19 protein-coding genes and 4 pseudogenes are annotated in these 22,922 nt (G+C 57.8%); 7 read left to right on the forward strand and 16 right to left on the reverse strand.

The window, feature by feature from the left end; translation table 11 throughout:
- Positions 1-10: 10 nt before the first annotated feature.
- The 3 genes from ACWTU9_RS22890 to ACWTU9_RS22900 form a co-directional block, all read right to left on the reverse strand.
- Entirely contained in the window at positions 11-382 is a 372-nt protein-coding gene (locus tag ACWTU9_RS22890; protein ID WP_455860265.1) for a hypothetical protein, read from the reverse strand.
- A gap of 155 nt (positions 383-537) precedes the next feature.
- The gene (locus ACWTU9_RS22895) at positions 538-855 is read right to left on the reverse strand and encodes a hypothetical protein (protein ID WP_455860266.1); all 318 of its coding nucleotides are present in this window, start codon (positions 853-855) and stop codon (positions 538-540) included.
- Between the two features lie 527 nt (positions 856-1,382).
- The gene (locus ACWTU9_RS22900) at positions 1,383-2,342 is read right to left on the reverse strand and encodes a ferritin-like domain-containing protein (protein WP_455860267.1); all 960 of its coding nucleotides are present in this window, start codon (positions 2,340-2,342) and stop codon (positions 1,383-1,385) included.
- Between the two features lie 480 nt (positions 2,343-2,822).
- Here ACWTU9_RS22900 and ACWTU9_RS22905 point away from each other — a divergent pair, with 480 nt between their 5' ends.
- Complete coding sequence (locus tag ACWTU9_RS22905) at positions 2,823-3,032, forward strand: hypothetical protein (RefSeq protein ID WP_455860268.1); 210 nt, start codon at positions 2,823-2,825, stop codon at positions 3,030-3,032.
- 500 nt (positions 3,033-3,532) lie between these two features.
- Here ACWTU9_RS22905 and ACWTU9_RS22910 read toward each other — a convergent pair whose 3' ends face one another.
- Entirely contained in the window at positions 3,533-5,224 is a 1,692-nt protein-coding gene (locus ACWTU9_RS22910; RefSeq protein ID WP_455860269.1) for an amidohydrolase family protein, read from the reverse strand.
- 466 nt (positions 5,225-5,690) lie between these two features.
- On the opposite strand from ACWTU9_RS22910, the gene ACWTU9_RS22915 reads away from it, so the two are divergent.
- From ACWTU9_RS22915 to ACWTU9_RS22930, 4 genes and pseudogenes are all read left to right on the forward strand, one after another.
- Positions 5,691-6,569, forward strand: a complete 879-nt coding sequence (locus ACWTU9_RS22915) for a hypothetical protein (RefSeq protein WP_455860270.1) — start codon at positions 5,691-5,693, stop codon at positions 6,567-6,569.
- A 183-nt stretch (positions 6,570-6,752) separates the two neighbouring features.
- Positions 6,753-7,259, forward strand: a complete 507-nt coding sequence (locus ACWTU9_RS22920) for a hypothetical protein (protein WP_455860271.1) — start codon at positions 6,753-6,755, stop codon at positions 7,257-7,259.
- A gap of 354 nt (positions 7,260-7,613) precedes the next feature.
- Positions 7,614-7,862 (forward strand): annotated as a pseudogene (locus ACWTU9_RS22925) (aspartate aminotransferase family protein); the annotation flags it as partial.
- Positions 7,863-8,452 (forward strand): annotated as a pseudogene (locus ACWTU9_RS22930) (zinc-binding dehydrogenase); the annotation flags it as partial.
- A gap of 257 nt (positions 8,453-8,709) precedes the next feature.
- On the opposite strand, the gene ACWTU9_RS22935 reads toward ACWTU9_RS22930, so the two are convergent.
- The 7 genes from ACWTU9_RS22935 to ACWTU9_RS22965 form a co-directional block, all read right to left on the reverse strand.
- Positions 8,710-9,738, reverse strand: coding sequence for a S1 family peptidase (locus ACWTU9_RS22935; RefSeq protein WP_455860272.1), 1,029 nt, complete (start codon positions 9,736-9,738; stop codon positions 8,710-8,712).
- 17 nt (positions 9,739-9,755) lie between these two features.
- Entirely contained in the window at positions 9,756-11,282 is a 1,527-nt protein-coding gene (locus tag ACWTU9_RS22940) for a lipase/acyltransferase domain-containing protein (RefSeq protein ID WP_455860273.1), read from the reverse strand.
- A gap of 390 nt (positions 11,283-11,672) precedes the next feature.
- The gene (locus ACWTU9_RS22945; protein WP_455860274.1) at positions 11,673-13,091 is read right to left on the reverse strand and encodes a phospholipase D-like domain-containing protein; all 1,419 of its coding nucleotides are present in this window, start codon (positions 13,089-13,091) and stop codon (positions 11,673-11,675) included.
- Complete coding sequence (locus ACWTU9_RS22950; RefSeq protein WP_455860275.1) at positions 13,045-13,290, reverse strand: hypothetical protein; 246 nt, start codon at positions 13,288-13,290, stop codon at positions 13,045-13,047. Before ACWTU9_RS22950 ends, ACWTU9_RS22945 begins: the two co-directional genes overlap by 47 nt.
- Before the next feature lie 10 nt (positions 13,291-13,300).
- A complete protein-coding gene (locus tag ACWTU9_RS22955) occupies positions 13,301-14,275 on the reverse strand; it encodes a hypothetical protein (protein ID WP_455860276.1) in 975 nt (324 codons plus the stop codon).
- Positions 14,276-14,828: 553 nt separating this feature from the next.
- Positions 14,829-15,491, reverse strand: a complete 663-nt coding sequence (locus tag ACWTU9_RS22960; protein WP_455860277.1) for a hypothetical protein — start codon at positions 15,489-15,491, stop codon at positions 14,829-14,831.
- 111 nt (positions 15,492-15,602) lie between these two features.
- Positions 15,603-15,899, reverse strand: coding sequence for a CU044_2847 family protein (locus tag ACWTU9_RS22965; RefSeq protein ID WP_455860278.1), 297 nt, complete (start codon positions 15,897-15,899; stop codon positions 15,603-15,605).
- A gap of 801 nt (positions 15,900-16,700) precedes the next feature.
- Between ACWTU9_RS22965 and ACWTU9_RS22970 the strand changes: the two genes are divergently transcribed.
- Complete coding sequence (locus ACWTU9_RS22970) at positions 16,701-17,270, forward strand: toll/interleukin-1 receptor domain-containing protein (RefSeq protein WP_455860279.1); 570 nt, start codon at positions 16,701-16,703, stop codon at positions 17,268-17,270.
- A gap of 582 nt (positions 17,271-17,852) precedes the next feature.
- On the opposite strand, the gene ACWTU9_RS22975 is transcribed toward ACWTU9_RS22970, so the two are convergent.
- From ACWTU9_RS22975 to ACWTU9_RS22990, 4 genes and pseudogenes are all read right to left on the reverse strand, one after another.
- Entirely contained in the window at positions 17,853-18,365 is a 513-nt protein-coding gene (locus tag ACWTU9_RS22975) for a hypothetical protein (protein ID WP_455860280.1), read from the reverse strand.
- The gene (locus ACWTU9_RS22980) at positions 18,313-19,308 is read right to left on the reverse strand and encodes a recombinase family protein (protein ID WP_455860281.1); all 996 of its coding nucleotides are present in this window, start codon (positions 19,306-19,308) and stop codon (positions 18,313-18,315) included. The genes ACWTU9_RS22975 and ACWTU9_RS22980 overlap by 53 nt, the downstream gene beginning before the upstream one ends.
- A 580-nt stretch (positions 19,309-19,888) precedes the next feature.
- Positions 19,889-20,483: pseudogene (locus tag ACWTU9_RS22985) on the reverse strand (nucleotidyl transferase AbiEii/AbiGii toxin family protein); the annotation flags it as partial.
- Positions 20,476-21,060: a DUF6088 family protein gene (locus tag ACWTU9_RS22990; RefSeq protein WP_455860282.1), complete on the reverse strand. Its 585-nt coding sequence runs from the start codon at positions 21,058-21,060 to the stop codon at positions 20,476-20,478. The pseudogene ACWTU9_RS22985 and the gene ACWTU9_RS22990, both read right to left, overlap by 8 nt.
- A 247-nt stretch (positions 21,061-21,307) precedes the next feature.
- Here ACWTU9_RS22990 and ACWTU9_RS22995 point away from each other — a divergent pair.
- Positions 21,308-21,628 (forward strand): annotated as a pseudogene (locus ACWTU9_RS22995) (DUF932 domain-containing protein); the annotation flags it as partial.
- A 158-nt stretch (positions 21,629-21,786) separates the two neighbouring features.
- Here ACWTU9_RS22995 and ACWTU9_RS23000 read toward each other — a convergent pair.
- Positions 21,787-22,809 (reverse strand): hypothetical protein, encoded by a 1,023-nt coding sequence (locus ACWTU9_RS23000; RefSeq protein WP_455860283.1) that lies wholly within the window; start codon positions 22,807-22,809, stop codon positions 21,787-21,789.
- Positions 22,810-22,922: the final 113 nt, after the last annotated feature.

Raw genomic sequence — 22,922 nt, forward strand, 5'->3', positions numbered from 1 at the left:
CGTCAAACTATTATTTTGGACAATTGTCAGGAGCCGAAGTAACGGCTATCTCCACCAATGTGCTTTCGTCGATATTTGACTTGTCACCTTGACCGAACCTGCAAAGCCCTTTCGCGTCCGGCTTTCCGACAGATTTCCAACTGACGTGAGCTCTTCCCGAACCATCGAGCTCCACACTGGGAAACTTCGTCTCATCCTTGGCAAACGGCTCTCCTTTATAAACATCCTGCTTAGAAACTTCATCCACCATAGACACCGATTGGTCTTCACCAACCGCCTTCACATGAATAGCTATGCTTTTTGCAGCAGCCGCCTGCCACACCGGCCAAGTCAACAATAATAGACCGACACCAAATATTTTGATCTTCGGCGACATCGTCATGACAGTCACTCCTCCCAACGCGGTATCCAGGTCGGCACCGGCCGACGAGTCAGCGATTGTTCAAAGGCAGTAGCATGTCCAGGATCTGCTCGACCCCTCAACAACCGCTTGCGGCGGGATCACCGATATCGTGTCATTGAGCCCGAGACCGCATGCTACTGGCTGTCCAACGTCCATCTGAACGTCTCACCTTTTTCGAGCGCAAACCCGTTGCCGCTATCACCAACTGCTGTCGCTCCCGTCAGATTTTCGAGAAACCCTGCGACTTTGTCAGATGAGTTCTTGAGTTGGGTTCCCTCGCCGTAGACCGCGTCGACAATCACGCTGTAGTTTCCCGACTTCGAAATGAAAAAGAGGCCTACGTCGGGCCCGGCGGCAATCCACGTCTTTTGGTCGGTATCGAGCGTCAAACCAAAGGCTTTACCCTCTGTTTCTCCAGCGTTTCCCCTTCCAATTACCGTCCAGTATGCCACGAGGTTTGTCCTCCAAAAAAGCGCTGGATACTGCCCTCGAACAGCGAGACAGTATATATTCGAAACCGAGTTAGGTGGCGCCACTTTGCAGACAACTCTAATATTCGCCGTTTCTGACAACTCGTCAATAGTTCATGCGGCTTTCCAATCGACCCAAAGTCGGGGGTCAGCGGCGACTTCGCAGCCCAGATATGCGACAACATTTGCACCGAAAATCAAGCCCGGCATCCAGATCGCCCGCCCTCAAAGGCCTTCGGCCAGCGGCGCCAATCACAACAATTTCTCGTCATTGCCGAACACCTAATTGCGTCCTTCATACCGCGCTCAATCCCTTCCATGTCCACCGCCAGAACAAAGGCACGATGAGCATATTCGGGTTTCATGGAAGTGTAGGAAAGCAACCGCATCTGCACTTGACCCAAGGGCAGCATTGGCTGCCTCATGCCTGCACGGTCTTGCCAGCTCCTGGCGTTCGCCCTGAAGCGCGCCCGTCGAGCATCGCAACGGACTAGGCCGGCCCGCCATTGTCATTTGCGGTCAGTCGTCGGATCCGACCACAGAAACTCAGGACAAATCCCCTTTTTGATTAGCTCCTTGCCAATTCCATCAAGGCCCTTGGTTGGGTCGTCGTAGTTCGTCATATCCTGTAAGCTTTTCCCAAGCGCAGTCCCACTACTCCAGCATGCCTCAAGGTCAATCAGGAGTGTCGACAGAGCTTTGTTGAACTCTGGCGACCCATCAGGGGATCTGCTAAACACTCTCTTGGTCGGAAATTGAATCCGGTCTCCATCAAACTCCCAGGCATCGCCTTTTCTTATCAATTTACGACCAACATATATTTCTTTAAAGCGATAATAATGTGCGAGTTCGCCTTGTTGCTCGTTTTGATCCGGAGACGTCGACGTTCCTTCTCCTTCTTCTTTGATCATGCCGATGGCGTCCTGCGCATCCTGCAAGGTCTTGACCTGCTTGACTTCTCCGTAGCTGATATAAAAGGCGTCTTGCTTAATATCTGGATTGACTTCGACAAGTCCTTTGAGAATGGTGTTGTAGAAATCACCAATGGTAGCCGGCGTATCAGCGTCTTTTTCCGCAATAGGCGTAAACTCAGGGTATTCTATCTGCATAAATACCTGAATCTGGGCGGGTGAAATCGGCTTCAGATCAACCGGCTCTGGCTGAAATATCCCACCGGGAAGGTAATTTGTTGGATATTTTGGTAGAAAATCTGAATTGGCGATTTTGGGGGTCCTGCCGATTGCTGACAGGATGTTGCCAGCAATAGCAAAATGATACATTTCCTGCCTTACAATATCCTTCAGGGCCCCTCCAACGTCGTCCGGATCTCCTCCCTCAGTTATCGACCACTCCGCGCAGAGGTATGGAGGGATCGTGGAGAATTCCAACCTGACCGCCGTCTGTAACGCATCTTGAAGTTCTGAAAGATTGGAGATCCCATCTCTAACGAATTCCGCTATCGACTTCATTTTGGTCCTCCTTGCATGCTAAGCCAGTTCAAGTGGTTGGCTTGCGTAACTGCTTCTCGAGGTCAAGGAACCGCCGGCTTCTGAGTTTCAAATCGCGTTCCTCCAAGAAAGAACGTATCATTTTGCGGTCTGATGTTCACCCTTGATAGGGAAGCTCTAATATTCGCCGATTTGATCGCTTGAGTGGCAGTCGCGCGGCCTACTCTGCGACTATTGCGTCCCTAACGGCACTCTAGGATTGGCTCTCGCACTGATAGAGGGCAAAGAACTGACGACTTTCGTCGGCAATTGTGTTTCTTTGGTCGTGCAGCGCAATGGTATTGAGACCGAGATCGCCTGCTGCGAGAGCAAGAAGCTAGCGGGTTGATGCGGAAGAACCCACCCTTCGACACAACGCCAGTGGTGTGCGGGCGCACTGGCTGTTCCCGAAGCCCAGGGGCAAGAACCACAACCACATTCTGTTAGCGGAGGAACAAGTAGATGGCTGACCAATACGAAGGACGCGGACTCTCATTGGAACAAGCTGCCAACCGCGCTGTGGAGCAGATCCCCGCGCGAAGCGGTCGCGACTATGCTGTAGGCCGCGTTGTCGAATGGGGACTTCAGCGCGGTGGTTTCATCGACGTAAGGCTCTTCTATGTGATCGTTGAAGAGGACTCCGAGGCTCCCTTCCGGACCGAGAAGTCGTAAATGTCATCCTACTAAGTTCAGGGGACTCGAACCATGAAGGCGCAACGTTTATTCTCGCCGCATCAACATTATTTATTTGTATGTTGTTGGAGCCTGCGGTCGCTCAAGCCACGGGATTCTGCCCCCGGACCTTCAAGCCTTTCTGCGGGGTTTCAACTGCAAGAGGCATTTCAACCTATGCGAATCCGTGCGAGGCCGAGAATGCCAATGCCCTAATACTTCATGACGGGAAGTGCCAGGGCGCGGGACAAAAAGGTGCCCATTTTTCCCGCCGGTATGCGCCAAAAATATCAAGGCGCGGATCGAAAAGACTTATGACAGTCTTTGTTGGGCAGAGAAGGACTGGGCAGTGTTGGTGCATAAAGGGCCCTGCTGATAGCACTGCAAGGCCCGCTGCCGGGCTTCAAAGCCCAAGTCTTTTTATCGCGCTTTCTCGTCCTGAGCACCCATGGCGGCATGGCTATCGTCAGACCACCGGGTTTCATCTTTCGAATAGCTGCCTAGCGTCCTAACAGACCCGCGAGCAACCGTGGACTGCCTGAGGGCAGCAGAGCCTCATCAAGGCCATTCCTTCGATAGTAAGCCAGAAGGCGATCCCGACCGCGGCTGCCATGTGCCAGCGGAAGAAATCGCAATGCATTGCGCCGGAATATCTTGTCGCAAGCGTCGTCCGACAAACGGCACTCAGTTCGAAGGAAAGCATTGATGCTCTCGACATAGTGATTGTAGCCGGCTTCCTTGCCCAACATGATCCAGTCGCTTCCATAAAGGATGTGACCACAGTCAGGATCGAATTCGGTCAACCAGCGGCTGAAGGAGGCCGCCAGGGACTTCCTGGTTTCGGTGTCGGTCGTCAGGACCTCTGAAAAGTAACTGATATCAGCGACAACATTCTGACGCGGGTGAGATTTGACAAACTCGCCGAGTCGCCATTCCCAACTCCCCTGCGGCAAAGGCATTTTTTCCCGTCCTGCCGATTTCGAATCGAAGCTGCCGAAATGGGCCAAGCACACCCGCAAACTGGGGAACTTCTGGAAGACCGGGATCCAATAGGCAGGGTCTCCCCGCTTTTCATATCCAGGACCTGAGCTGTTCGACGCAGCGGCATGGGCAAGGATCGGGGCATCCAGTTCCACACACAACCGATAAAGATCCTCAAGGGCGGTATCCAGCTGCTTGCTCGGATCAAACCCCAAAGCCGCAACGGTGCGCTTGGGATAGGGTCGGGAGTTGCCGGAAGCGCGAAAACCCATGGGTGGATAAAGTTTCGCGCCAACGAAGCCATGCTCTGTCAGTGCTGCCCGCGTCGTCGCCAGCGAACTGACAGCGCTTTTGCGCGCCCGGTAGGCAACCTCTCGCAGTGGATCAAAGCCCATATAGCCATGAACCACGGTGCCTTTCTTGGCCATGCGCTGCGAAATCGTGTCCATGACCAGCATCTGGCGCGGCAGCGGGGAGGCATCGACGTCCTCGTAGAGCCATTCGTCATAGTCCACCAGCGCAGGGGTCAGCATGATAGGTCGAAAGCCCTGCTGTTCGGTGTCTGAAATGAGGCGTTCGACGAGAACGTGACGATAGAGCCTGAAGAGGCTGAACCAGTTCAGATACCTGGCGAGCGCACCCTGGCCGTCGAATGCTCTTTGACTCGCGGCATGGGCATGCGAATATGAAAACTCCTTGTCGGCCCGAAGTGTGACTGTCGGATCCCCAAGCATGTAGTTCAGGAATTTCTCCTGCGCCAAGGGAGCCCGACCCGAGCCGTCGGACAGGCCATCCATGCTGATGATCCGTTTGCTTTTCCGGTCGAGCTCAAGCAAATGCTGTGCGGTGTCCTCAACCGCAGCCTGGCGTGCGTTGTCGGCCGATTGAGCTGACAGACGGGCGTGCCGACCTGTCGTCAGGTAGGCGTCTTCCTGATCGGCGCTTGGCGCCTTGTCAGCTCCCAGCAATCGCACGATGAGTTTGTAGAACTCATCTGCCACATCAGGATCTCGTATCGCCAAGATTTTGGCCGATTGCTTGGGAAAATCGTCGAACACCACCTGGCGAAGAAAGCGTGCTGTCGGCAGGTCGGACGCGTTGAACACATGACAATGGGCGTCGATTAGACTTGCGTCGTGTCCGGGTTCGGTCCCGCCTTCCGTCTTACAGCCTGCAGCAACGGCAACGAGAGACAGCGATGACTGCTTCATGAAATTTCGACGATTCATTATTCTCCCCCCGACAGACCGATACAAGCACAAGGCGTTTCCACAATCGATGTCGTCTCATCCATCATAGTGTCCAACTGCAGCACTCAAGTTCGTGTTCGGCGACGCTTATGCTGGTGGACGGCCTGAACGTCGTAAGGATCGACGAATGGCCAGAAGAATTTTCATGTTAGATTTTTCCCCTCCCGCCACACCTGGGGTCGCTAGGGAGATTTCCGCTCTCCAAGTGGAAGAGCCGATATAAACTTCCGCTCTACCACCTCTGATAGTCAAAAAACTATCCCAAAACTCAAGGCGGCATCAAGTACCGCTTCTCTGATTATGTGATTTTTATGACAGATGGCGGCCCCTGGGCATTTGGGGTATTCTTAATTGTTTACTGTCGTTATATTTACGGGGGGTTTGATCTTCCTGACGCCATATGCGATCTATTCGAGCGGAATCGACCATGGAAAATATGCCGAACAAAGCCAGATCCTCAGATCGGCCAGGATTGTTGGCGCGACGCGCTCCAGCAACATGGCGTGAACTGCCTCGAGAGGCGCTGTCAGACGTCCTGAAACAACAGCGCGAGATCCTTGAACAGCTCGACCTTTGCAGCCGTCTCCTAAGCAGCCTACCGGAATTGAACGTGTTGGGGGACGGCCAGCGAGCTGACACGCAGGCGGCAATCTCGCTATGGCATGAAACCCTTGTGCTCGCCGCTGCTCGGAACGCCTCGCTCATACGCTCAATATTGGTGGATATTCCCGACGAGCCCGACCCGATGAAGCGGGCGCTGGCTTTCTGGCCGATTGTGAGCGCTTGCATCGACGATATTGATGCCAACCCTTCCGACAACACCAAACGCTTTCTTCTTCATGTCGCCTGGCATGAAGGCGATAAGCTGCAAACACGCATTCAATACGGTGGCGGGCCAGCAAGAAGCTTCTTCCAGTTCGAGGCTTATCGAGCGAAGGAAGCGCTGCAATATGCCCGCCGGGCAGGCTATATCGACAAGCTTGCAGCGGTTTCCGGAAATACCAAGAAACAACTGAAAGATGCAGAGGATGACCTTCCCGATTATGATCCGAAGGACCGCTCATCCTCGTACTTTCCCGACGGCAACCTCATTCGCACATTACTTGAGCAGAATGACGGGTTTGGCACCTATTTGGTCCGCATCGCCTTCAAGAAGGTTCCTGCATCGATCGGCCAAACCAATGCCGATCATGCTGCATACTGGTATTCCTATTGGAAAGTCAGTGGGGGAGATCCAGACGCGCTGAAGAAGGCGTTCGCGAAGGAGGCGGACGAGGTCGACAAGCTGATCGCCCTATTGTTCTAGTTCGGGATGAGGCAAGGGAATGACCTGGCACCCTGCCCTGCGATCCGGGCCCCTTCGTCGCTTGGCGACTTTCGGCAACTGGAGGCTACAGCAAGCGAAGGCGTTTCCTGCGGCGATTGCCTCACTTGATCCCTTCGTGCAGTCTGCTCTTGAAAGCGAAGGATTGACCCCTCGAGTCGGCACATGGATTTGACCCAACCTGAATGGGGTGAAAGCGACGCCCTTCAGTTCTTTGGCCGTCATCTCTTGGCGATCTGTGTAACGTATCGATTGGCGGACGCTCGCAAAGACAGCGCGCTATCCTTTGCCGCCTATAACGGCACGCTGATCGATATTGCGGGCTCAATCTGTTTCCTGACGGCAGGCCATGTTCTGGCTGACCTTGAACAAAAGCTCGCCGATGACAGGATCGAAATCGTCGATGTCGCTTTGGCAGACACGTACGCGAAAGGCCGCGTCAGCGACAAACCAGTTCCGTTCGACATAAGGAATGAACCATTCTTCTTTGTCGATGACGACGAACAGGGGCTTGATTTCGGTGCAATACCGCTGCGCCCCTACTACACCAATCTCCTGGCAAGGAACGGAACGATTGCGCTTGATGAGGAGCGGTGGACGCATCAGCACCGAGTCCGCTTTGATGGTTACGCGATGCCGGGCTGCCGCAGGAGTTTACGTCGCCCGTCGTAGACAGATCGGGAAATGGAGCGGTAACGCCGACGATGTTTCGCGTCGTGCGCCACGAGACGCCGCCTCCAGGTACGCGCGCAACGACTTACCCCCGCTTCATTGCGGAAATCGACAATGGCGTGCCAATCAGGAGCATCGAAGGCATGAGTGGCGGGCCGATATTCGGGTTCCGGATAGAGGGCGAGAAAGCTGTTCGGTATTGGGTTGTCGCTCTGCAGAGCGCTTGGCTTCCGACAAGACGTATCATATTCGGATGCCCTCTTGCCACGCTCGCTCCGCTCTTGAAGGACTTGATATGCGGCACATCCTCAGCCGAGCGACCGTAGGCGCGAACCTTTATCACCGGCTGGGACGATTATCCATGAGATGGATCTGGTGAAAAACGCAGGCGAGACGGGCGCCTATTTCAGCGCCGAACTCGCCAAGGCCGTCGGCGGTCGCGAGGTGCGCGGCGACGGCATGCTGGCGGCGGTCGAGTTCGTCAAGGATCGCGTCTTCTTCGATGCTTCGCTGAGAATCGGGCCACAGATCGCCACGGCGCTGGCGGCCAGCGGTGTCATCGGCCGCGCCATGCCGCAGGGCGACACCCTCGGCTTCGCGCCGACCGGCGAACAGATGCTGGAGCGCGCGGGCTGAAGGCGGGCGAGCGGGTGCTGGTCACGTCTCCGGCGGCGTCGGCTCGGGCATCGTGCAACTGGCAAGGGCGCGCGGCGCCATCCCTTATACGGTCGTCGGCAAGGGCAAGGAGCGGGCAGTCCTCGACATAGGTGCCGAGAAGGTGATAGCGCCCGGCGTCGCCGATCTGCCGGCCGCCGTCAACGAAGCGACCGACGGAAAACTCGTCGACGTTGTCGCCGACCTTATCGGAGGCACCATCTTCACGACCTGTTGCGCATCCTTCGCCGCGAAGGCCGCTACGCGACGGCCGGAGCAATCGCCGGGCCGGTCGTGCAGCTTTACCTCCGCACCATGTATCTGAAGCAGCTCCAATTGCACGGCTCGAGCCAAGGCACGCGGGCGAATTTTCGCCGCATCGTGCGCTTCATCGAGGAGAAGAAGATCGAGCCCCTCGTCGGCGGTGTCTACCGCTTGTCGGACTTTCACCGCGCGCAGACGGACTTAATGGCAAAGGACTTGTCGGCAAGTTGGTGGTTGTGCCGGACGCGATGTGGATTGACGGCCAAGATCAGTGATCCGGGGCCGAACTGACGCGCCCTCAAACTATGGTTGGTTGGGTTAGTTGACCTTCACCCCCTGACCAACCGTGTCTAGGGTGGTCACCAGCAATTTCTGATTCCAGGCGCTGGCGGAGCCGATTTCAACGCCGACATTTTGGCGCAAAGCGAACCCGCCTTTATGCACGCCGTTCTACGCCATTGGCCTCTCTCATTTTGAAAGGGCTTTACTTGATCAGGTCACGGCCAAGATCTTTTGAGTAGCTAACCGATGTTCATTGAGACTGCAATCCGCAAGCGGGAGAGCGCGCTGTAACGTAGACCGGCTCCCAACGATCAACGCCTTTGCAAGAGTAGCGATATTGATCGTGCTTGAACGGGTTCCACTGGACTCGGTGGTCTTCCGGCAAAGGCTCGAAGGTGACCACCGCACCGGGATGGGCGCTCTCCTGCTTCAGCTTCTCCGTCGCGCAAAAGCTCGTCGGATCGCTGCCGCCGTCACGCCATCCCGAATCTGCCGTCCAAGGCTCCTCATGAGTCCAGTGGTCTATGCCATGATCGGGGTGCGCGCAAAGCGCGTAGCAGGAGTCTGGATAGGGACCTCCTGACCCTGTGGTAACAGGAACGCTCGCCATCGCTTCGGTAGACGGGATCGCAAGCGCTCCAAAGTCGCCGAAGCGGTTGTCGAGCACCCCGACGATTTCGCCTGCCGCGTTGAAAAGTGGCGATCCGCTGTAGCCACCCACTGCGGCGATTCGATCGACTGTAAGCTTATCCCCACTGCGCGATACATCAGTCTCGGTGAGATCAGTCGAAGTAGGGTGTGGAACCGTGTCAGTTCCCCAGACAATCGCCACCAAAGTCGGGAAGCCTCCGGGGCGTTGCGCAGCAAGTTTGGCGTACTGGAAACAGTGGCCATCGACGCGTAGCAGCGCAAGGTCGACGCCTAGGATGATTTTCACGTAAGCGTTTTGGGAAATGACGTGCGGCGATCCCGCGTGATCGAGCAACGTCACCTCGACGTGCCGATCCGGAGTTTGGTCCGGTCCTACCTTGCCCCAGTCCTCGTCTTTTCCAACGACGTGCAAGGCCGTCAGGATGTATCCTTCAGGAGACACAAAGATACCTGTCCCTGCGTCGATTGCTTTTGGCGAGCCATCAGCGCTGGTGCCGAACGCGTGAATCTTCACGACCGCCCCGCGATTAGCATCCCAGATTTTGCCCTTATCAATCGCTTGCGCCGATGCTCGCTCCGCATAGAGGAGACCACAGGCACACAGCAGGAATGCTGCCAGTCTTTCCATTTTCGCGGCTCCTGCGATCACGAGTGAGGGGGCAAGGCTACGATGTCGCGGCTGTAGGCGCCCCCCATTCCAGGAATCGATATTCGAACCGAGTAGGCGCCTGGTGGCGACGTGCTTACCGAAGCGGAGAAGGACAGCGTTCGGTTAGCTTCATCAGTGACCGACGTGGTATCCTGCACTGGCAACTGTTGAGATCCCGTGGGGTCACTCAGCATGAGGTTCGGCTGCAGGTCGCCTTTCGCGATCGGGTCAACGAAGACAATCGAGATTGTGAGACGGGCTCCGTCCCCCGCCTTTACCACAGACTTATCGAACTCGGCCTTTACCATCGAAATCTCGACGAGGCGGTCGGACGCTGTCCGCGCAAGCGGAAGGCTGGCCATCGCAATTGGGGGTGGCCCCGCGTTCTTGTTCAGCATGCGCTGCAGCTTGTTCACCACCCCCTTGTCATCGAAGATCGTTGCATGATCGGTGAAAGCTGGCAGGCTTTGGCCAGGCCAGTCCGAATTTGCCGCGCTCCACAGCGGGACGGTTCCGTCCCCGACGCTCTGGCTGAAGTGCCAGTGCTCCCAGGTTCGGACATTCGGATCGACGTAGAGGTAGAGGTTGGTTGAGAACTTGTCCCCCGCAATCAGTGTCTGCTCGATGGTGGGAGGCAAAGGCTGCCGCAATATCGCCTTCAGCTTCCGAGCGTTATCGAGATCCTGAAGCACGTTCGCTAATCTCGGTCCGGTTCGTTCCTCAGGCGGTATCCAGTCGCCTGCCTGCCAAAGCTTCGCGTCCGTCGGATCGAATTCCGTGAACCCGCCCTGCACTGGCCGTCCAAAGCGGCAGCAGTGGTCGTAGCTGGGGAATAATTCATACAAAGACGGAAATGAAAACATCACTCGGCGGATGGTGCCGATGCCACCTGATAGCCAATTTTCGAACCCGCCCCATCCGTTCGTCATTTCGGCAAGCGCGTTCATCGACCCTCGACTTGGAACCGCGAGGCTGATAAACCGCGCGACGTGGGCGTCATTGGCATTCTCGTTCAAATATATTTTGACAATAAGGCCGCCCATACTATGGGCCATAATATCGATATCCTTCCCCTTAAGAGCAGGATTACCATCGATAAGCTCCTTCAGTTTCAACGCATTGTCGAAATTGCTTTTTCTCCAGTCATAATAAAGTATGAAAAGATTGCTGCCCTCCTTGTAGTTCAACGCCTGAAGAACAGATAGCAGACCGTCATATTGGTGAATTGTCCAAAACGGCCCGAGAACATTAATGCTCGTGATAAGATGGCCAGGATGAAGTGGTGGCTGCGGTGGGGTTGCGCCGAGTTCGAGTTTTTCGAAATTGGATAACGATGAGGAATCCCCCCATACAACCTTACCGTCGTCGTCAAGCAGCTCCGTGCCAAGGATACCGGGTACAAACACCAACGGCCTGAGCGGTTCGGGCTGGCCCTGCGCAAATGCGCCAACGTCCAGCGATCCGACGTAGATACAACTAAAAACGAAGAGCATCGCGAAGCTATTACGCACTTTCCCGATCATGGCTGCCCCCCCGGGCGGTACCGGAACTGTAGCCTATGCCAAAGTCACGGATCTGATAAGACGTCTGTGTTAATTCGAGCGGGCGACGCTTGGAGTCGGCTAACCCTCGGCGCCTCATTCGTGGCCCCTTTGGTGTTGTTGCTTTGGATCGAATGCAAATCTGAGCTGATTGTCTGCTTCGGATATGTGAACTGCTCGGGAAAATGACCGTGTGGGTATTCAGCGAGCAATAGCTCAACGCATGTTGTACCATCGACCGCTAATCTCCAAATGAGTTCTTGTCCGCGTGCTCCGGCGAGGCGCGCCAGGTGCTGCTGGTCGAGTTAACGCATGCTAGCCAATCGCCCGCCGGCAATCTGCTTGGCGATCTGGAACAACGATTGATACACCTCAAACCTCCTCGTAGTCGCCGCGATCCACCCGGATATAGCCGCCTTCGCCAAGCGCCTCGGGCGTCATCACCTCTGTGTCGGCGACAGCCGGAAGTTCCTGGAAAGCGCTGGCCCAGTCGTTCTCGAATATCTTGGTGAAATACTCGGCAATGCCCGGATGTGTCAGCCACACGCCCGCTTCGCGGTTTTTCGATACCGCCGCATCCGACCAGTTCTGCGAACTCACCAACACGCTCTTGCCGTCGACCACGATCATTTTATTGTGGCAGTGCACGAATTCATCCGTGTTGATGTAGCGGATGTTGTCGGCAAGGTTCAGGCCATACGCTTCAGCAAGATTCTCCAGGTTTTTCTTTTCCTTCACGATATCGCTCTTGCTGAATAGCTTGCCCAGCACGATTCGCACATCGAGGTCGGGAGCCGCATCACGCGCCTTGGCAATCGCCGCGAGAAGCTTGCCGACAAGCGGCTGGGACGAGCGGATATACTGCTGCTCGATCAGGACAGATTTGCGTGCTTTAGCGATAAGGCCGGGCATGACATCCATATAATTGTCGGGGCTCAGCACTGGTTGGATCATCAGTTGGCCGTCAAGCTGGAACTCCTCGCTCGGGAAGAGCTGCGCGGGTATGTGCTTCGGCGCCGCCTCCACCAGGAAGAACTCGTCTTCGACCGGCTTGCGTAACATTTCGGGCACGGCCTCAACCAGAGCCATGTCGGACTCGAGGATGTCGGTGAAGAATCTCGCCAGTTCGGTCGACTTGATAGCAAGGCCGGTGTCGCGGTTGCCAGTCCGGAAATGGGCGGTCGCCTGGCCATCCTCGACATTCATCGGGATGCTGTTGGCGCTGTAGTTGCCGCTCTGCACCAGCACCCACTCGTCATCGATGACGATCACCTTTTCGTGCGAAGAGCTGAACACATGCACGGTTGGGTTCGCGCAAGAAGGCGCTGACACGCCATGCACTCCCATCTGCTGGAGACGGTCGAACATATCGCTCTCGGTCTTGGTGTCGATGTCGAGCATAAGCGACACCTTCACCTTGCGCGCCAGCGCGGCAAGTAGGAGCTCTTCCATGTACGGAGCAGTGAAATCGTAGATGCCTATGAGGATTGATGTCTGGGCGCTGTCGATCAGCCTCTTTGTCACCGCGAATGTCGAGTCGGGCGACGCGTAGCAGATAATCTGTTTGTCCACCTGGAAGGTGGGTATGTCGCGTTTGTCATAGCCTTCGAGACGGCAGCTTCGCGGCACCATCTCCGGAATGGCGATCTCGATTGTGGTATGCTTGGCGACCGCCTGCGGGGCGGCCAGAGCGGGCATGCGGGTTTTCAGCATATAGGTAGGCATGGCATTTCCCCCATCTGCATCATTGTGCCTCGAACGGCTCCGAATCTTCGACGACGACCGGCACATCGACCGGCTTTCCTTCATGCTCGGTCGTTAGGGCCGTCGGCAGGTCACGCGCTGTGCCTGGTTGGACATACACAACCACGACCCATCCCTCGCGACCGAAGCTTTCTCCCTTCGCGACCCCTATCGCATGCGCTCCGACCTTGGCCAGATCGTCCGCATGCTGCGCCCGCGCGCTGTTCGCCTGGCTCAAGGTCGCCATGACGCCTCCGTCAAAACCTGAACTTCAAGGCCTCCATGACAGCACGTATCGGCGTGAACACGCTACCTTTGGGTGATCCGGCGAAATGGAGACCGACGATGGCTCCGCTGTCTTGCGCCACGACGAGCGCCCCCGAATCGCCTCCTCCGGTATAGGTGTCGCAAAGCACCTGACCGGTAAAGCCGATCACGCCGACACCCTCATATCGCACCAGGACACGGAAATCGACGTCGCGCACCATGGACTGTGTGTCATTGGTGGTTCGGCCGCGCTTCTTCACGGCCATGTCGCGTTGAGGCGTTGCCACTTTCAACGGTGTCTTTGCCGACCAGATATCCTCGTCGATGGCGCCCAGCCTGTCCTCGTCGACTTCGGCCAGCGCCGCATCTAGAGTGTTGGTAAAGCTTGGACCGGCCGTGAACTGCGTGAACGCGGTGAGCTTGGCGACGACGTCACTGGGCTCATCGCCACCGTCTTGCGGGCCCGGATAGAGAATTGCATCACCCGCGGCGCCAAGCCCTGAATTGGCTAGGACGTGGGAATTGCTCAACAGGAAGCGCTTGCCCTCTTTCTTGACTATCGCCCCGAGTGTGCCCGCCGTGATGTCCTTGTGACCTACGCTGAAGCCGCTCTTGAGCGGGCTTTTCATGATGTTGGCCTGAGGCACGATATCGCCGATCTCGATCACGTCGGTGTAGACCGCCCGCCCGTTGGCGGCGGCCATTACCGGCGGTAGGACTTGGTCGGAAGGAAGCTCAGCTGTCGGGATCTTGCGGCGTACGTAGAAGACGATGCTGAGGTCCTTGGTCCGCTCTTCGCCCGCCACCTTTCGTGCGATGCCGGCGCCGACGATGTTCTCGTCCTCGAAAATCGTGCGAACGCGGTCATAGTGGCGGCGGGTATTGAGGCTCAGCGTCTCGGGTTCCGCGATGTCGGGCGTGGTCACAAGATCCAGCATGTCGCGCAATGTTTTTGGCGTCGACAAAGGCAGCCTCCCCTTCGGCAGTCAGAAGACTAGTGGAAAGCATTCCATGTCATTCTTATTAAACAGTCAAGGCTTCTTCGAAGATCATCGAACGAAATTACATCAATAATATTAGCTGATTAATGAATGGGTTGAGAACAAGGCCTTCAGCGAGCGGAAATCGGCGCGGAACGCCGCAATATGCAGTCGAGCCACCTTGGGCAAACCCGGCCAGGGACTCCCGGAGATGGCGCTCATTTGATGCAGGCGGAAGCCTATTTCCCGGCGCTGGACAGCGCCGGCTCACATACCTCCCGGCGCCTCCGGCGCAGGTGGACAATCAGATAGCAGCAGCAGATTGCCAAACGCCTTCGCTGACACCGCGTGCGCGCTCGTCGCACAAGGCGTGGGTGCTTCGATCGTCGTCTGCTGCAGTAGGTGTTCGAGCGGGAATTCCGAACAGCACTTGAGGAAAACCGAAGTGGCCGGCTGTCTTATTTGATGAAGGATAGTATAGCTTCGGGACCTAACGAGAACATTGGGTGATGGTCTCGCTCTACCGTTCTGGCTGTACCTACCGCGCTTTCTCTCGCCAGGATCGCCAAGGCGTAATGAGCCACCAAACGACAAAGGGTGCGGCACTGACAGCGGCGACAATGGCCAGGACAGCCTCATCGACGAGGACGAGCGAGACAGGCACCACCACGCCCGCGTAGATCGTCGAAAGGTTCACCCGGTAGGTGAGCTCGACAAAATAGTATTTGAGCATCCGCAGGATAAACGACCATTTGTCCATCGCTGCGTCATCAACCGACAACGAAACATTCACATCGTCGATTTCGCTCAACATGCTGACGAGACCGCTAAAGTCGTGGGGCTGGACATAGGCGTAGTCGCCATTGAGGGAGACGAAGATGTCGAGAGTCCTTGTGCCACTACTGCTACGCACGTGAAGACACGCAAGGTAGTGCTTGCTGCAGATAAAATTCGGCTCAAAGCGGAGCTTGTTGAAGACGGAATCCGTCGATGCCATCGACTTGAATTGTTCAATGAGCTCCGGCAGGTCATCATTCAGGTAGAATTCGCCGCCGCCAAAGATCGTGGAGTCCGGGTCAATAAGCTGAAAACGAAAATCGGCGAGCGGCGCACTCAGTTCGTCAGCCGAATTGATGTTCGTCGCCAGTACGGTATCGCCATCGTGCTCCAGATACTGCCCGACTTCCGGAATGAATGTCATTGCCCGATCTAGCTTCTGCAGAGCCTGCGCCCTCTCCAAAAGCGCCCGTCAGGGCGATCTTGACGGTGCAGTCCTGGACGAGATGCTCGAGCGGTGGAGGGAAATCCCCGCCTAGGGCTTGCTGCTCCATTTCAGGGTAACCTTCAAGCTGGCTGAGCCGCTTCCTTTGACGATCAGGGCTGTATGCTTTCCAGCTTCGACAGCCGCATCGAGCCCGATCTCCACTTGTGCCTCTGTCGGCCGAGCCGTCTGAAGGGCCGTGCCAATCATCGACCCGACCTCTTGGAGAACCTTAAGGTTTTCGTTGAAGTCGAAGCTATCGCCTGCTGCGACCTCCTCACGTCCTCCAATCTCCGCTTCGAGCAGCATCTCATTGCCGCTCGGTAGGCGGACCATGACTTTTTCCATGAGAATCCCCAGTGGCCCTGACTATCATTCCCGAGGGCCGACACGCCACGACTGTGTTGCACAACGCGTTATGCGCGCGCTCTTGTCGATATGGTGGAGCGCCGAAGCAACGCGGCTTTCTTGGAACTCGCCGATCCTACAGCGCTGTGCCAGGGCCAGCCTGGCAGAGGCTCTCTTGCGAGCCTCAGGTCAAAGTTTCCGGCTCATGCCCTTGTTCGTCGCGACGACAGTCTCGCGGACAGGGAACGGGATCCCTGGAAGACTTGTCGCAACGGCCGTGATGCTGCTCGACTAGCTCGGTCTAGAACACAACCCAACCGCAAAACGCGCCTGGCGAAATACTCCTACGGATCGGGGGCCGCGCTCCCGCGCAGGGCCAGGGAGGCGAATTCGGCCCGGCGGGGGCAAGGCCCACTGCCCACGCGTGTCGTCTGCGGCTGCTGCGTCATGCCTATGCGGCCCGATCGACGCGAGGGCCGCCGCTGCCCGATCAAACAGGTTGGCAATCTGATCGCAATGGCTTTGCGCTGTGCGGTCGGCGGGCCGGCCTCCGGACTGCCCGCCAGGCTCGCGTGAAAAACTACGAAAGTGTGTAGCGCGCCCCCCTGACAGGTGCCGCGTTGCCGTGCTATCGGTGCGCGATTGAGGGGGAACATCATGGCAAGATGCACGGCGCCATCACGAGGCCATCGCACAGCAAGCGGTCGAGCGGAATGCCCTGCATGCGGTGGTCGCGGCGGTTACAGCGGTTACAGCGGCTACAGCTCGTACTCGCCGCCGTCTTACTCGCGACCGTCCTACGTGTCGTCGGGAAGCGGCGGGGGCGGGTCCAGCAGCGGGGGTGGGTCCGGCAGCGTAAGAGCGAAGTGGTCGAAAGCCAGTTCCACCGTTTTATATACGCCTGGGGAAGTTAAGGCACTCACGCCCATCCGCGAAACCGTCGAGAAGCGAGCGGATCTACCCGATCTTCGTGATGTCTTCCTATGTCATGCGTGGGCCGACCGGCTGGAAGATGCCACGGAACTCTACGATCTGCTCAAAGCGCTCGGTGTCACTGTCTGGTTTAGCGAAAAGGACATTCCTCTTGGATCGTCGTTCCTTCGCGAAATTGATAGGGGATTGGCAAAGTCACGCGTCGGGATCGTGCTGGTGACACCCGCGCTGCTGCTTCGCCTTCCAACAGGGGGCGTTGCAGACCGGGAGCTTTCGGCGCTTCTCGCGACTGACCAACTCGTGCCCATTATTCATAATACGACTTATGAAGCTCTTCGAAACGTCAGTCCTTTGCTGGCCTCGCGAAACGGCCTAAGCACGGCAGAAAATTCGCTGGCAAACGTCGCGGCCAAGCTCGCCGATCTCATCGCCAAGTAGCGACATCGTCGCAAAGGTATTTCAGCGACCGTCGCGCGCCTTGGCGTAGCTGTTCGCCTGGCCCGAATGGGCGCGCCGCCGGTTCAGCTACACGCCTGACGCGTCGAAGCCCCTCGGGCAAGTCTGCCCCGCAGGGGTGGTCGCCAAGCGAGGAATATATAAACGGGCTTTATGGTCCGGGGACCGTGCATGAAGGCGAAGCCCTGGCCCGCAGAAATCCGCCGGGGGCTCTTTTTGCGTTCTGCGCTATGCAAACCGGGCGGCCGATTTAGGCGGCAATTGCGGGAAGATCAGCGGATGCCCTCGTGTCAGCGCCACCCGCAAACCGCGCGATTGTGGCTACCACATTGAGGCTATTCTGATTGAAACCCCCTCCCGCTACCATCGATCCCCACACACCTGTGCGGGTTTTGTTCGCTGTGGGGAGCGCTTGTAGCGCTCCTCCGCTACCATCGATCCCCACGACGAATTTTTTCCTATTTTTATCAATGGGTTGCGTGGTGAGCAGGCCATTCAGGTGGCCTTTAACCTCCACCTCAACACCCGTCCCGTCTTCCTTGCGGAAGACGGTGGCCGTCGAAACTATCTCTCGAAGGAAGTCGGCGCTTTCGGCAATGCCTGCGACTCCTCCCACATGGAACGCCTCGTGAAGGTCACGCATAACCGTTCAAAGCGTTGCGCAGCGGCTGGGAGGAAAGTCACTATTTTCTCAGGCTCAGGCTGCTCCGCCAATTCGACTTCGACGGCCTTCCGACGTTCGCGGATCGCGCGGATTTCATCGGCCACCTCCTCGCCTTCAACGATGCCCTTGGCAATCTGATCGACCACGCGTGACATTTCCCGTTTAGCGGCTTCAAGGTCGCGTGCGAGCTTGATCCGTTTGGCTGGTTTGTCACCGATCAGACGCTGCCGCTCTTCCTGATAAGCGGCGATGTAGGTCGCCAGATTCTCATGCGAACACAGTTTCGCAACGAGGCTTCCGACGACCAGCTTTTCGATCGTATCAAGATAGAAGGTCTTAGGGTCGGGGCATGTCCTGCTTTCATGCGCGGCGGAGCATCGGACCCGGATCCGGCCGGTCTTGTCGGTGCCCATAGTAGACATACCGGCTCCACAAGCCCCGCACTTCAAGAGACCTGGTAGGACCGTTTGGCCTTCGCATCTTTGTCGCGACGTCCGGCCTCACTCGTTCCCGTCGCGTGCCTTGGGCGATCTCCCAAAGCTCATCCGCAACGATACGAAGTTCGGGAACCTCCACGCGCTTCCATTCGCTCTCCGGGTTCGGCCTACTTACACGCCTGCCCGTGTCTGGGTCCTTAATCATAGCGACCCGGTTCCATATGCGGATGCCAACATAGAGGCAGTTGTGAAGGATGCCATTTCCACGCTGCGCTGACCCGATACTGGTCGAGGCATTCCAGCGCGGTCCGCGCGGAGGCGCGATGCGATCCTTGTTCAACCCATACGCGATTTGGCGGGGTGATAGGTCATCGCCGTATTCACGGAAGACGCGACGAATGACTTCCGCTTGGTCCTCCACAATAAGCATCTTGCCCTTGTTCAACGGATCTGGCCGGTAGCCGTAGGCTTGGCCACCTCCTGAAAGCCCCTGTTCCACGCGTCCGGCGAGCCCGCGCCGAACTTTGTGAGCGTTGTCCTCTCGGAACAGTTGTCCGACCAGACCACGAGGGCCGACCGTCACTGTATTTGCCTTGCCGTCGTGGACACCAATAAGGTCGATATCCAGAAACTTGAGTCGCTTGCTGATCCCAGCGAGGTCTTCCATGTCGCGTGACAGGCGATCCAAAGCTTCGACAATTACGACGTCAAACTCCCCCATCATGGCATCGCCCATGAGGCTACGAATGCCGTTGCGGTTGTGCATCGAAGTGCCGGACTTGACTGCATCTGAATAGACTTTCGCAACCTCATAGCCGTTCTGGATCGCAAAGGCACGGCAGAGCGCCACCTGATCGTCAATGGAGTGGTCCGATTGGAGGTTTGTTGAGAAACGAGCGTATATCGCGGCGCGTGCCATGAACTATCCTTCGCGTAATGATCGCTCATAGTCATCGCGGGCGGCTCGCTTTGCAAGCGAGACCATCAGTCGGCGTTGAAAGCCATCTGGAAGACTGATCGTATAACTATCGGGCCGGTCGGAGGCGTTCGTCTCGACGGATTCCCATCCCGTCTTGCTTACAGAACAGCCATCAGCCAGTGCTGACGGCGGCAGCGGCCGCGATTGACACGCCGCAGTTCCCTTTCTGCCGTTGTCGCCTGACTCTGCCATAGTGATCCGATCGTTTCTCGGATCGCTCGTGCTTCAAAGGGGCTTCGTCCTCGTGTTGTGCGACGAGGACACTCTGGCCTGAATTTAGGCGAGTCCCGTTTATCTCCAGGGCTGCGCTTCCTCCCGTATTTGCTGGGCTGGAGAGCTAATATTTTTGGTCGTAAATTTTTTTTCGTGGTTTCAGCATCTTTCGCTATGAGCAGCCAACGACCAAAGGTCGAACCCCATTCAATATCGAGAGCGCTCCTCGGAAAACGACCGTAAACTTGCTCCTCGTTCCTGCCTCGCGCAATCGCAGTCGCAACGACGCGCCTCCATACCCTGGTCTCCGGAAGCAGGGGAACACCACGCCTTGAACAAGGCCAGACGCATCGCAGGCAACGTCCCGCAAGCTCGCCGGCTCACCCGTCGATCGCGCTCCGAACTCGAGCATTACGCTCGGCGCCACATAGCCCGAGCCAGCCGTCGTTGCCTCATAGTCGATGAAGAGCTTCTCGCCTTCGACCCGGATCGCGACGGCGAGCGCCTCGCCAGCCAGCGCGTCGGAAATGATCGGCTGAACGGTGTCAGCCACCCACTCCGGCAGCCGCGTACGCACTTCGCTTGACCAGCGCTTTTCCTCGCTGCGGGTCGTCGGCAACGCTTCGCCATTATTGCCCACCAAGTCGGGCGGTATCGCTCGGATGTCGTAGGTCAGATCGACGTCCTCGGAAAACCGCCGGATGACCCCGTAGGCCTTGGACAGCGAGGTGCCGCCCTTGAACACCAGACGTTCGCCCATCGGCGATCCGTAGAGCGTAGCAAGGCCCAAACCACCCACACATCCTTTTCGAGGAGGATGCCGGCCGCCCCGACTTATCCGCTGCGACGCTCAGAGCCTCGCGGCGATCTTCGATTGAAAAACGCATCAAGACATCAGCCATGCGCGGCCTTCCCCACGCTGCGCGCGAGCCAGGTTGGAAGCTGTGGCGCCGCCGCAACCAGCTCGTTGAAGGCGGATCCCGGAAGCTTCTGCTTCAACGTCTGCAGAGCGGCCTCCGCCTTCTCCGGCCCAAGCCAGGCCAGCGCGCGGACCGCCTCGCCAGCCGGCCGATGAGCCATGGCGAGCTGCCAGGGCGGAGCGTGGCGAAGCTCGACCACCTGCTTGCCGAGATTCATCGTCCGGGTACGTCCGGAGGTCAGGTACACCGACCGAACCGGCACCTGCGTGGTGAGACCAAGGTTGTTTGCGGCGGCCGCCCCGCTCGGGAGGATGACTTCACCGCGCTGGCTGGCGAGCGCCTCGAGGGCCTGATCCACGGACGGAGCCCTCGTGCCGAAGCGGCTCGTGACCGGGGGGAGATAAACCCCGCGACCCGCCCGGATCAGTTGACCACGTTCTGCCAGGCGCGACAAAGCTTGATCCACCGCGGCGCGATTGCCGAGGTAAAGCAAGCTCTTGGCCGCGACTGGGGTGCCTTCTGGTAGCCCCTTCGCGTGTGCAAGAATCTGTTCCGTCAACCGTTGCTTTGGCTATTCTCCTGTCAGAAATATACGCAGTTTTCTGACAGAACACAACGAGCGGTCAAGCGGGAAAGCCTCCCCTGCGCCCGAGGTCCGCCGTCTCGCCCGACCCCTTCTGCGGGACCGGCTGCCCCGCAACGCCCCGCCAGAGTGAGTGCGGACGGTTTCCCGTGACGGGTTAAGGGCTGGGAGAGAGGGCTTCCGGCGCCCGTCATGGAGATCATCCACGACCCAGGTGGAAATTCTGCATGCCGCTAGCGATCGCGCCGGTGGCTACAAAGTGGATGCGAGTCGCGGCGAGCGGATCGGCCGGGTGGTCCTCGGAGTGGTTCTCGCGGCCAGCAGACGAGCGTTACCTATCCCTGTCGGACCTCTACGCCGCTGCTCGTGGGCGAAGCGAGCGCAGCCGGACCCGGACGGTCGAAAGCGCAGCGATCCGTGTGGAAGCCAGCCGTGCCGACGCCGAGCGTCTGGCGCTGCTGTTGCCCGGCTCCGATGCGCCGATCGCTCCAGCCTGGTCGGGCCGCCGGCAACCTATCTGCGCCAGCTCCCGGCGCCCCTTGCCAGTACGCGGCCTCGCGCTTCGCGCATGAGGCGGCGCCGGCGCTGACCCGATGCGGGTCCTGCTGGCATTCCTGCAGCGCTGGCGGATCACACTGCGTTGTCGTTGGTAACTATACAATGCGCACCGCCTATTACTGAAGAATTTTTGTTTCGATAGCATCATTTAAGATTTCGAATTGCAGTAGCGGCGCCACGGTTTTTACTCGCGGCTGCCAAAACTTTCGATTTAGGCATATTCGCTAATTTATCGGCCTTCCCCAGCAGCGCCTTCGTCGCCTCCGCCCCGCCGGGCTGGCCCAGGATCTTGACGATATCGTCCTTGCTGAGCTTCTGGCCGCTGAACTCCAGCGCCGCCAGCGCCTCTGCGCTTTGTCCCATTAACGCCTTCACCGCCTGCGCTGCGCCATTATTCCCCAGGATCTTGAGAATATCGTCCTTGCTGAGCTTCTCGCCGCCGAACTCCAGCGTGGCCAGCGCCTCGTCTAGCAGCGCCTTCACCGCCTGCGCCGCACCAGCATTGGCCAGGATCGTGACGATATCGTCCTTGCTGAGCTGCTGGCCGCTGAACTCCAGCTTGGCCAGCGCCCGCGCGTTGTCGAGCAGCGCCTTCACCGCCTGCGCCGAACCACCATTGGCCAGGATCGTGACGATATCGTCCTTGCTGAGCTGCTGGCCGCTGAGCTCTAGCTCCGCCAGCCCCCGCGCGTTGTCGATCAGCGCCTTCACCGCCTGCGCCGCACCATTATTGGCCAGGATCTTGACAATATCGTCCTTGCTGAGCCTTTGGCCGCTGAACTCCAATTGCACCAGCGCCTTTGCCTGGTCCAGCAGCGCCTTCACGGCCTGCGCCGCGCCACCGGTGCGCAGAACCTTGACGATATCGTCCTTGCTGAGCTTTTGGCCGCTGAACTCCAGCGCCGCCAGCGCCTTTGCGCTTCCTCCCATCAGCGCCTTCACCGCCTGCGCTGCGCCCTTATTCCCCAGGATCTTGAGAATATCGTCCTTGCTGAGCTTCTGGCCGTTGAACTCCAGCTCCGCCAGTTCCTGCCCATTGTACAGCAGCGCCTTCACTGCCTGGGCCGCGCTGCTGCAGACCAGGATCTTGAAAATATCGTCCTTGCTGAGCTTCTGGCCGCTGAGCTCCAGCGTCACCAGCGCGTTTGCGTTGTCCAGCAGCGCCATCACCGTCTGCGCCGCGCCGGCATGGCCCAGGATCTTGACGATATGGTCCTTGCTGAGCTTCTGGCCGCTGAACTCCAGATCCGCCAGCGCCTTTGCGTTGTCGAGCAGCGCCT

The organism is Mesorhizobium sp. 128a, from assembly GCF_053848025.1.

Bases quoted from the DNA above. Each gene is read 5' to 3' on its own strand.
- ACWTU9_RS22890 (WP_455860265.1), bottom strand. From the start codon at position 382: ATGACGATGTCGCCGAAGATCAAAATATTTGGTGTCGGTCTATTATTG.
- ACWTU9_RS22900 (WP_455860267.1), bottom strand. From the start codon at position 2,342: ATGAAGTCGATAGCGGAATTCGTTAGAGATGGGATCTCCAATCTTTCA.
- ACWTU9_RS22905 (WP_455860268.1), top strand. From the start codon at position 2,823: ATGGCTGACCAATACGAAGGACGCGGACTCTCATTGGAACAAGCTGCC.
- ACWTU9_RS22910 (WP_455860269.1), bottom strand. From the start codon at position 5,224: ATGAAGCAGTCATCGCTGTCTCTCGTTGCCGTTGCTGCAGGCTGTAAG.
- ACWTU9_RS22915 (WP_455860270.1), top strand. From the start codon at position 5,691: ATGGAAAATATGCCGAACAAAGCCAGATCCTCAGATCGGCCAGGATTG.
- ACWTU9_RS22920 (WP_455860271.1), top strand. From the start codon at position 6,753: ATGGATTTGACCCAACCTGAATGGGGTGAAAGCGACGCCCTTCAGTTC.
- ACWTU9_RS22935 (WP_455860272.1), bottom strand. From the start codon at position 9,738: ATGGAAAGACTGGCAGCATTCCTGCTGTGTGCCTGTGGTCTCCTCTAT.
- ACWTU9_RS22940 (WP_455860273.1), bottom strand. From the start codon at position 11,282: ATGATCGGGAAAGTGCGTAATAGCTTCGCGATGCTCTTCGTTTTTAGT.
- ACWTU9_RS22945 (WP_455860274.1), bottom strand. From the start codon at position 13,091: ATGTGCCGGTCGTCGTCGAAGATTCGGAGCCGTTCGAGGCACAATGAT.
- ACWTU9_RS22950 (WP_455860275.1), bottom strand. From the start codon at position 13,290: ATGGCGACCTTGAGCCAGGCGAACAGCGCGCGGGCGCAGCATGCGGAC.
- ACWTU9_RS22960 (WP_455860277.1), bottom strand. From the start codon at position 15,491: ATGACATTCATTCCGGAAGTCGGGCAGTATCTGGAGCACGATGGCGAT.
- ACWTU9_RS22965 (WP_455860278.1), bottom strand. From the start codon at position 15,899: ATGGAAAAAGTCATGGTCCGCCTACCGAGCGGCAATGAGATGCTGCTC.
- ACWTU9_RS22975 (WP_455860280.1), bottom strand. From the start codon at position 18,365: ATGGGCACCGACAAGACCGGCCGGATCCGGGTCCGATGCTCCGCCGCG.
- ACWTU9_RS22980 (WP_455860281.1), bottom strand. From the start codon at position 19,308: ATGGCACGCGCCGCGATATACGCTCGTTTCTCAACAAACCTCCAATCG.
- ACWTU9_RS23000 (WP_455860283.1), bottom strand. From the start codon at position 22,809: ATGGCGCTGCTGGACAACGCAAACGCGCTGGTGACGCTGGAGCTCAGC.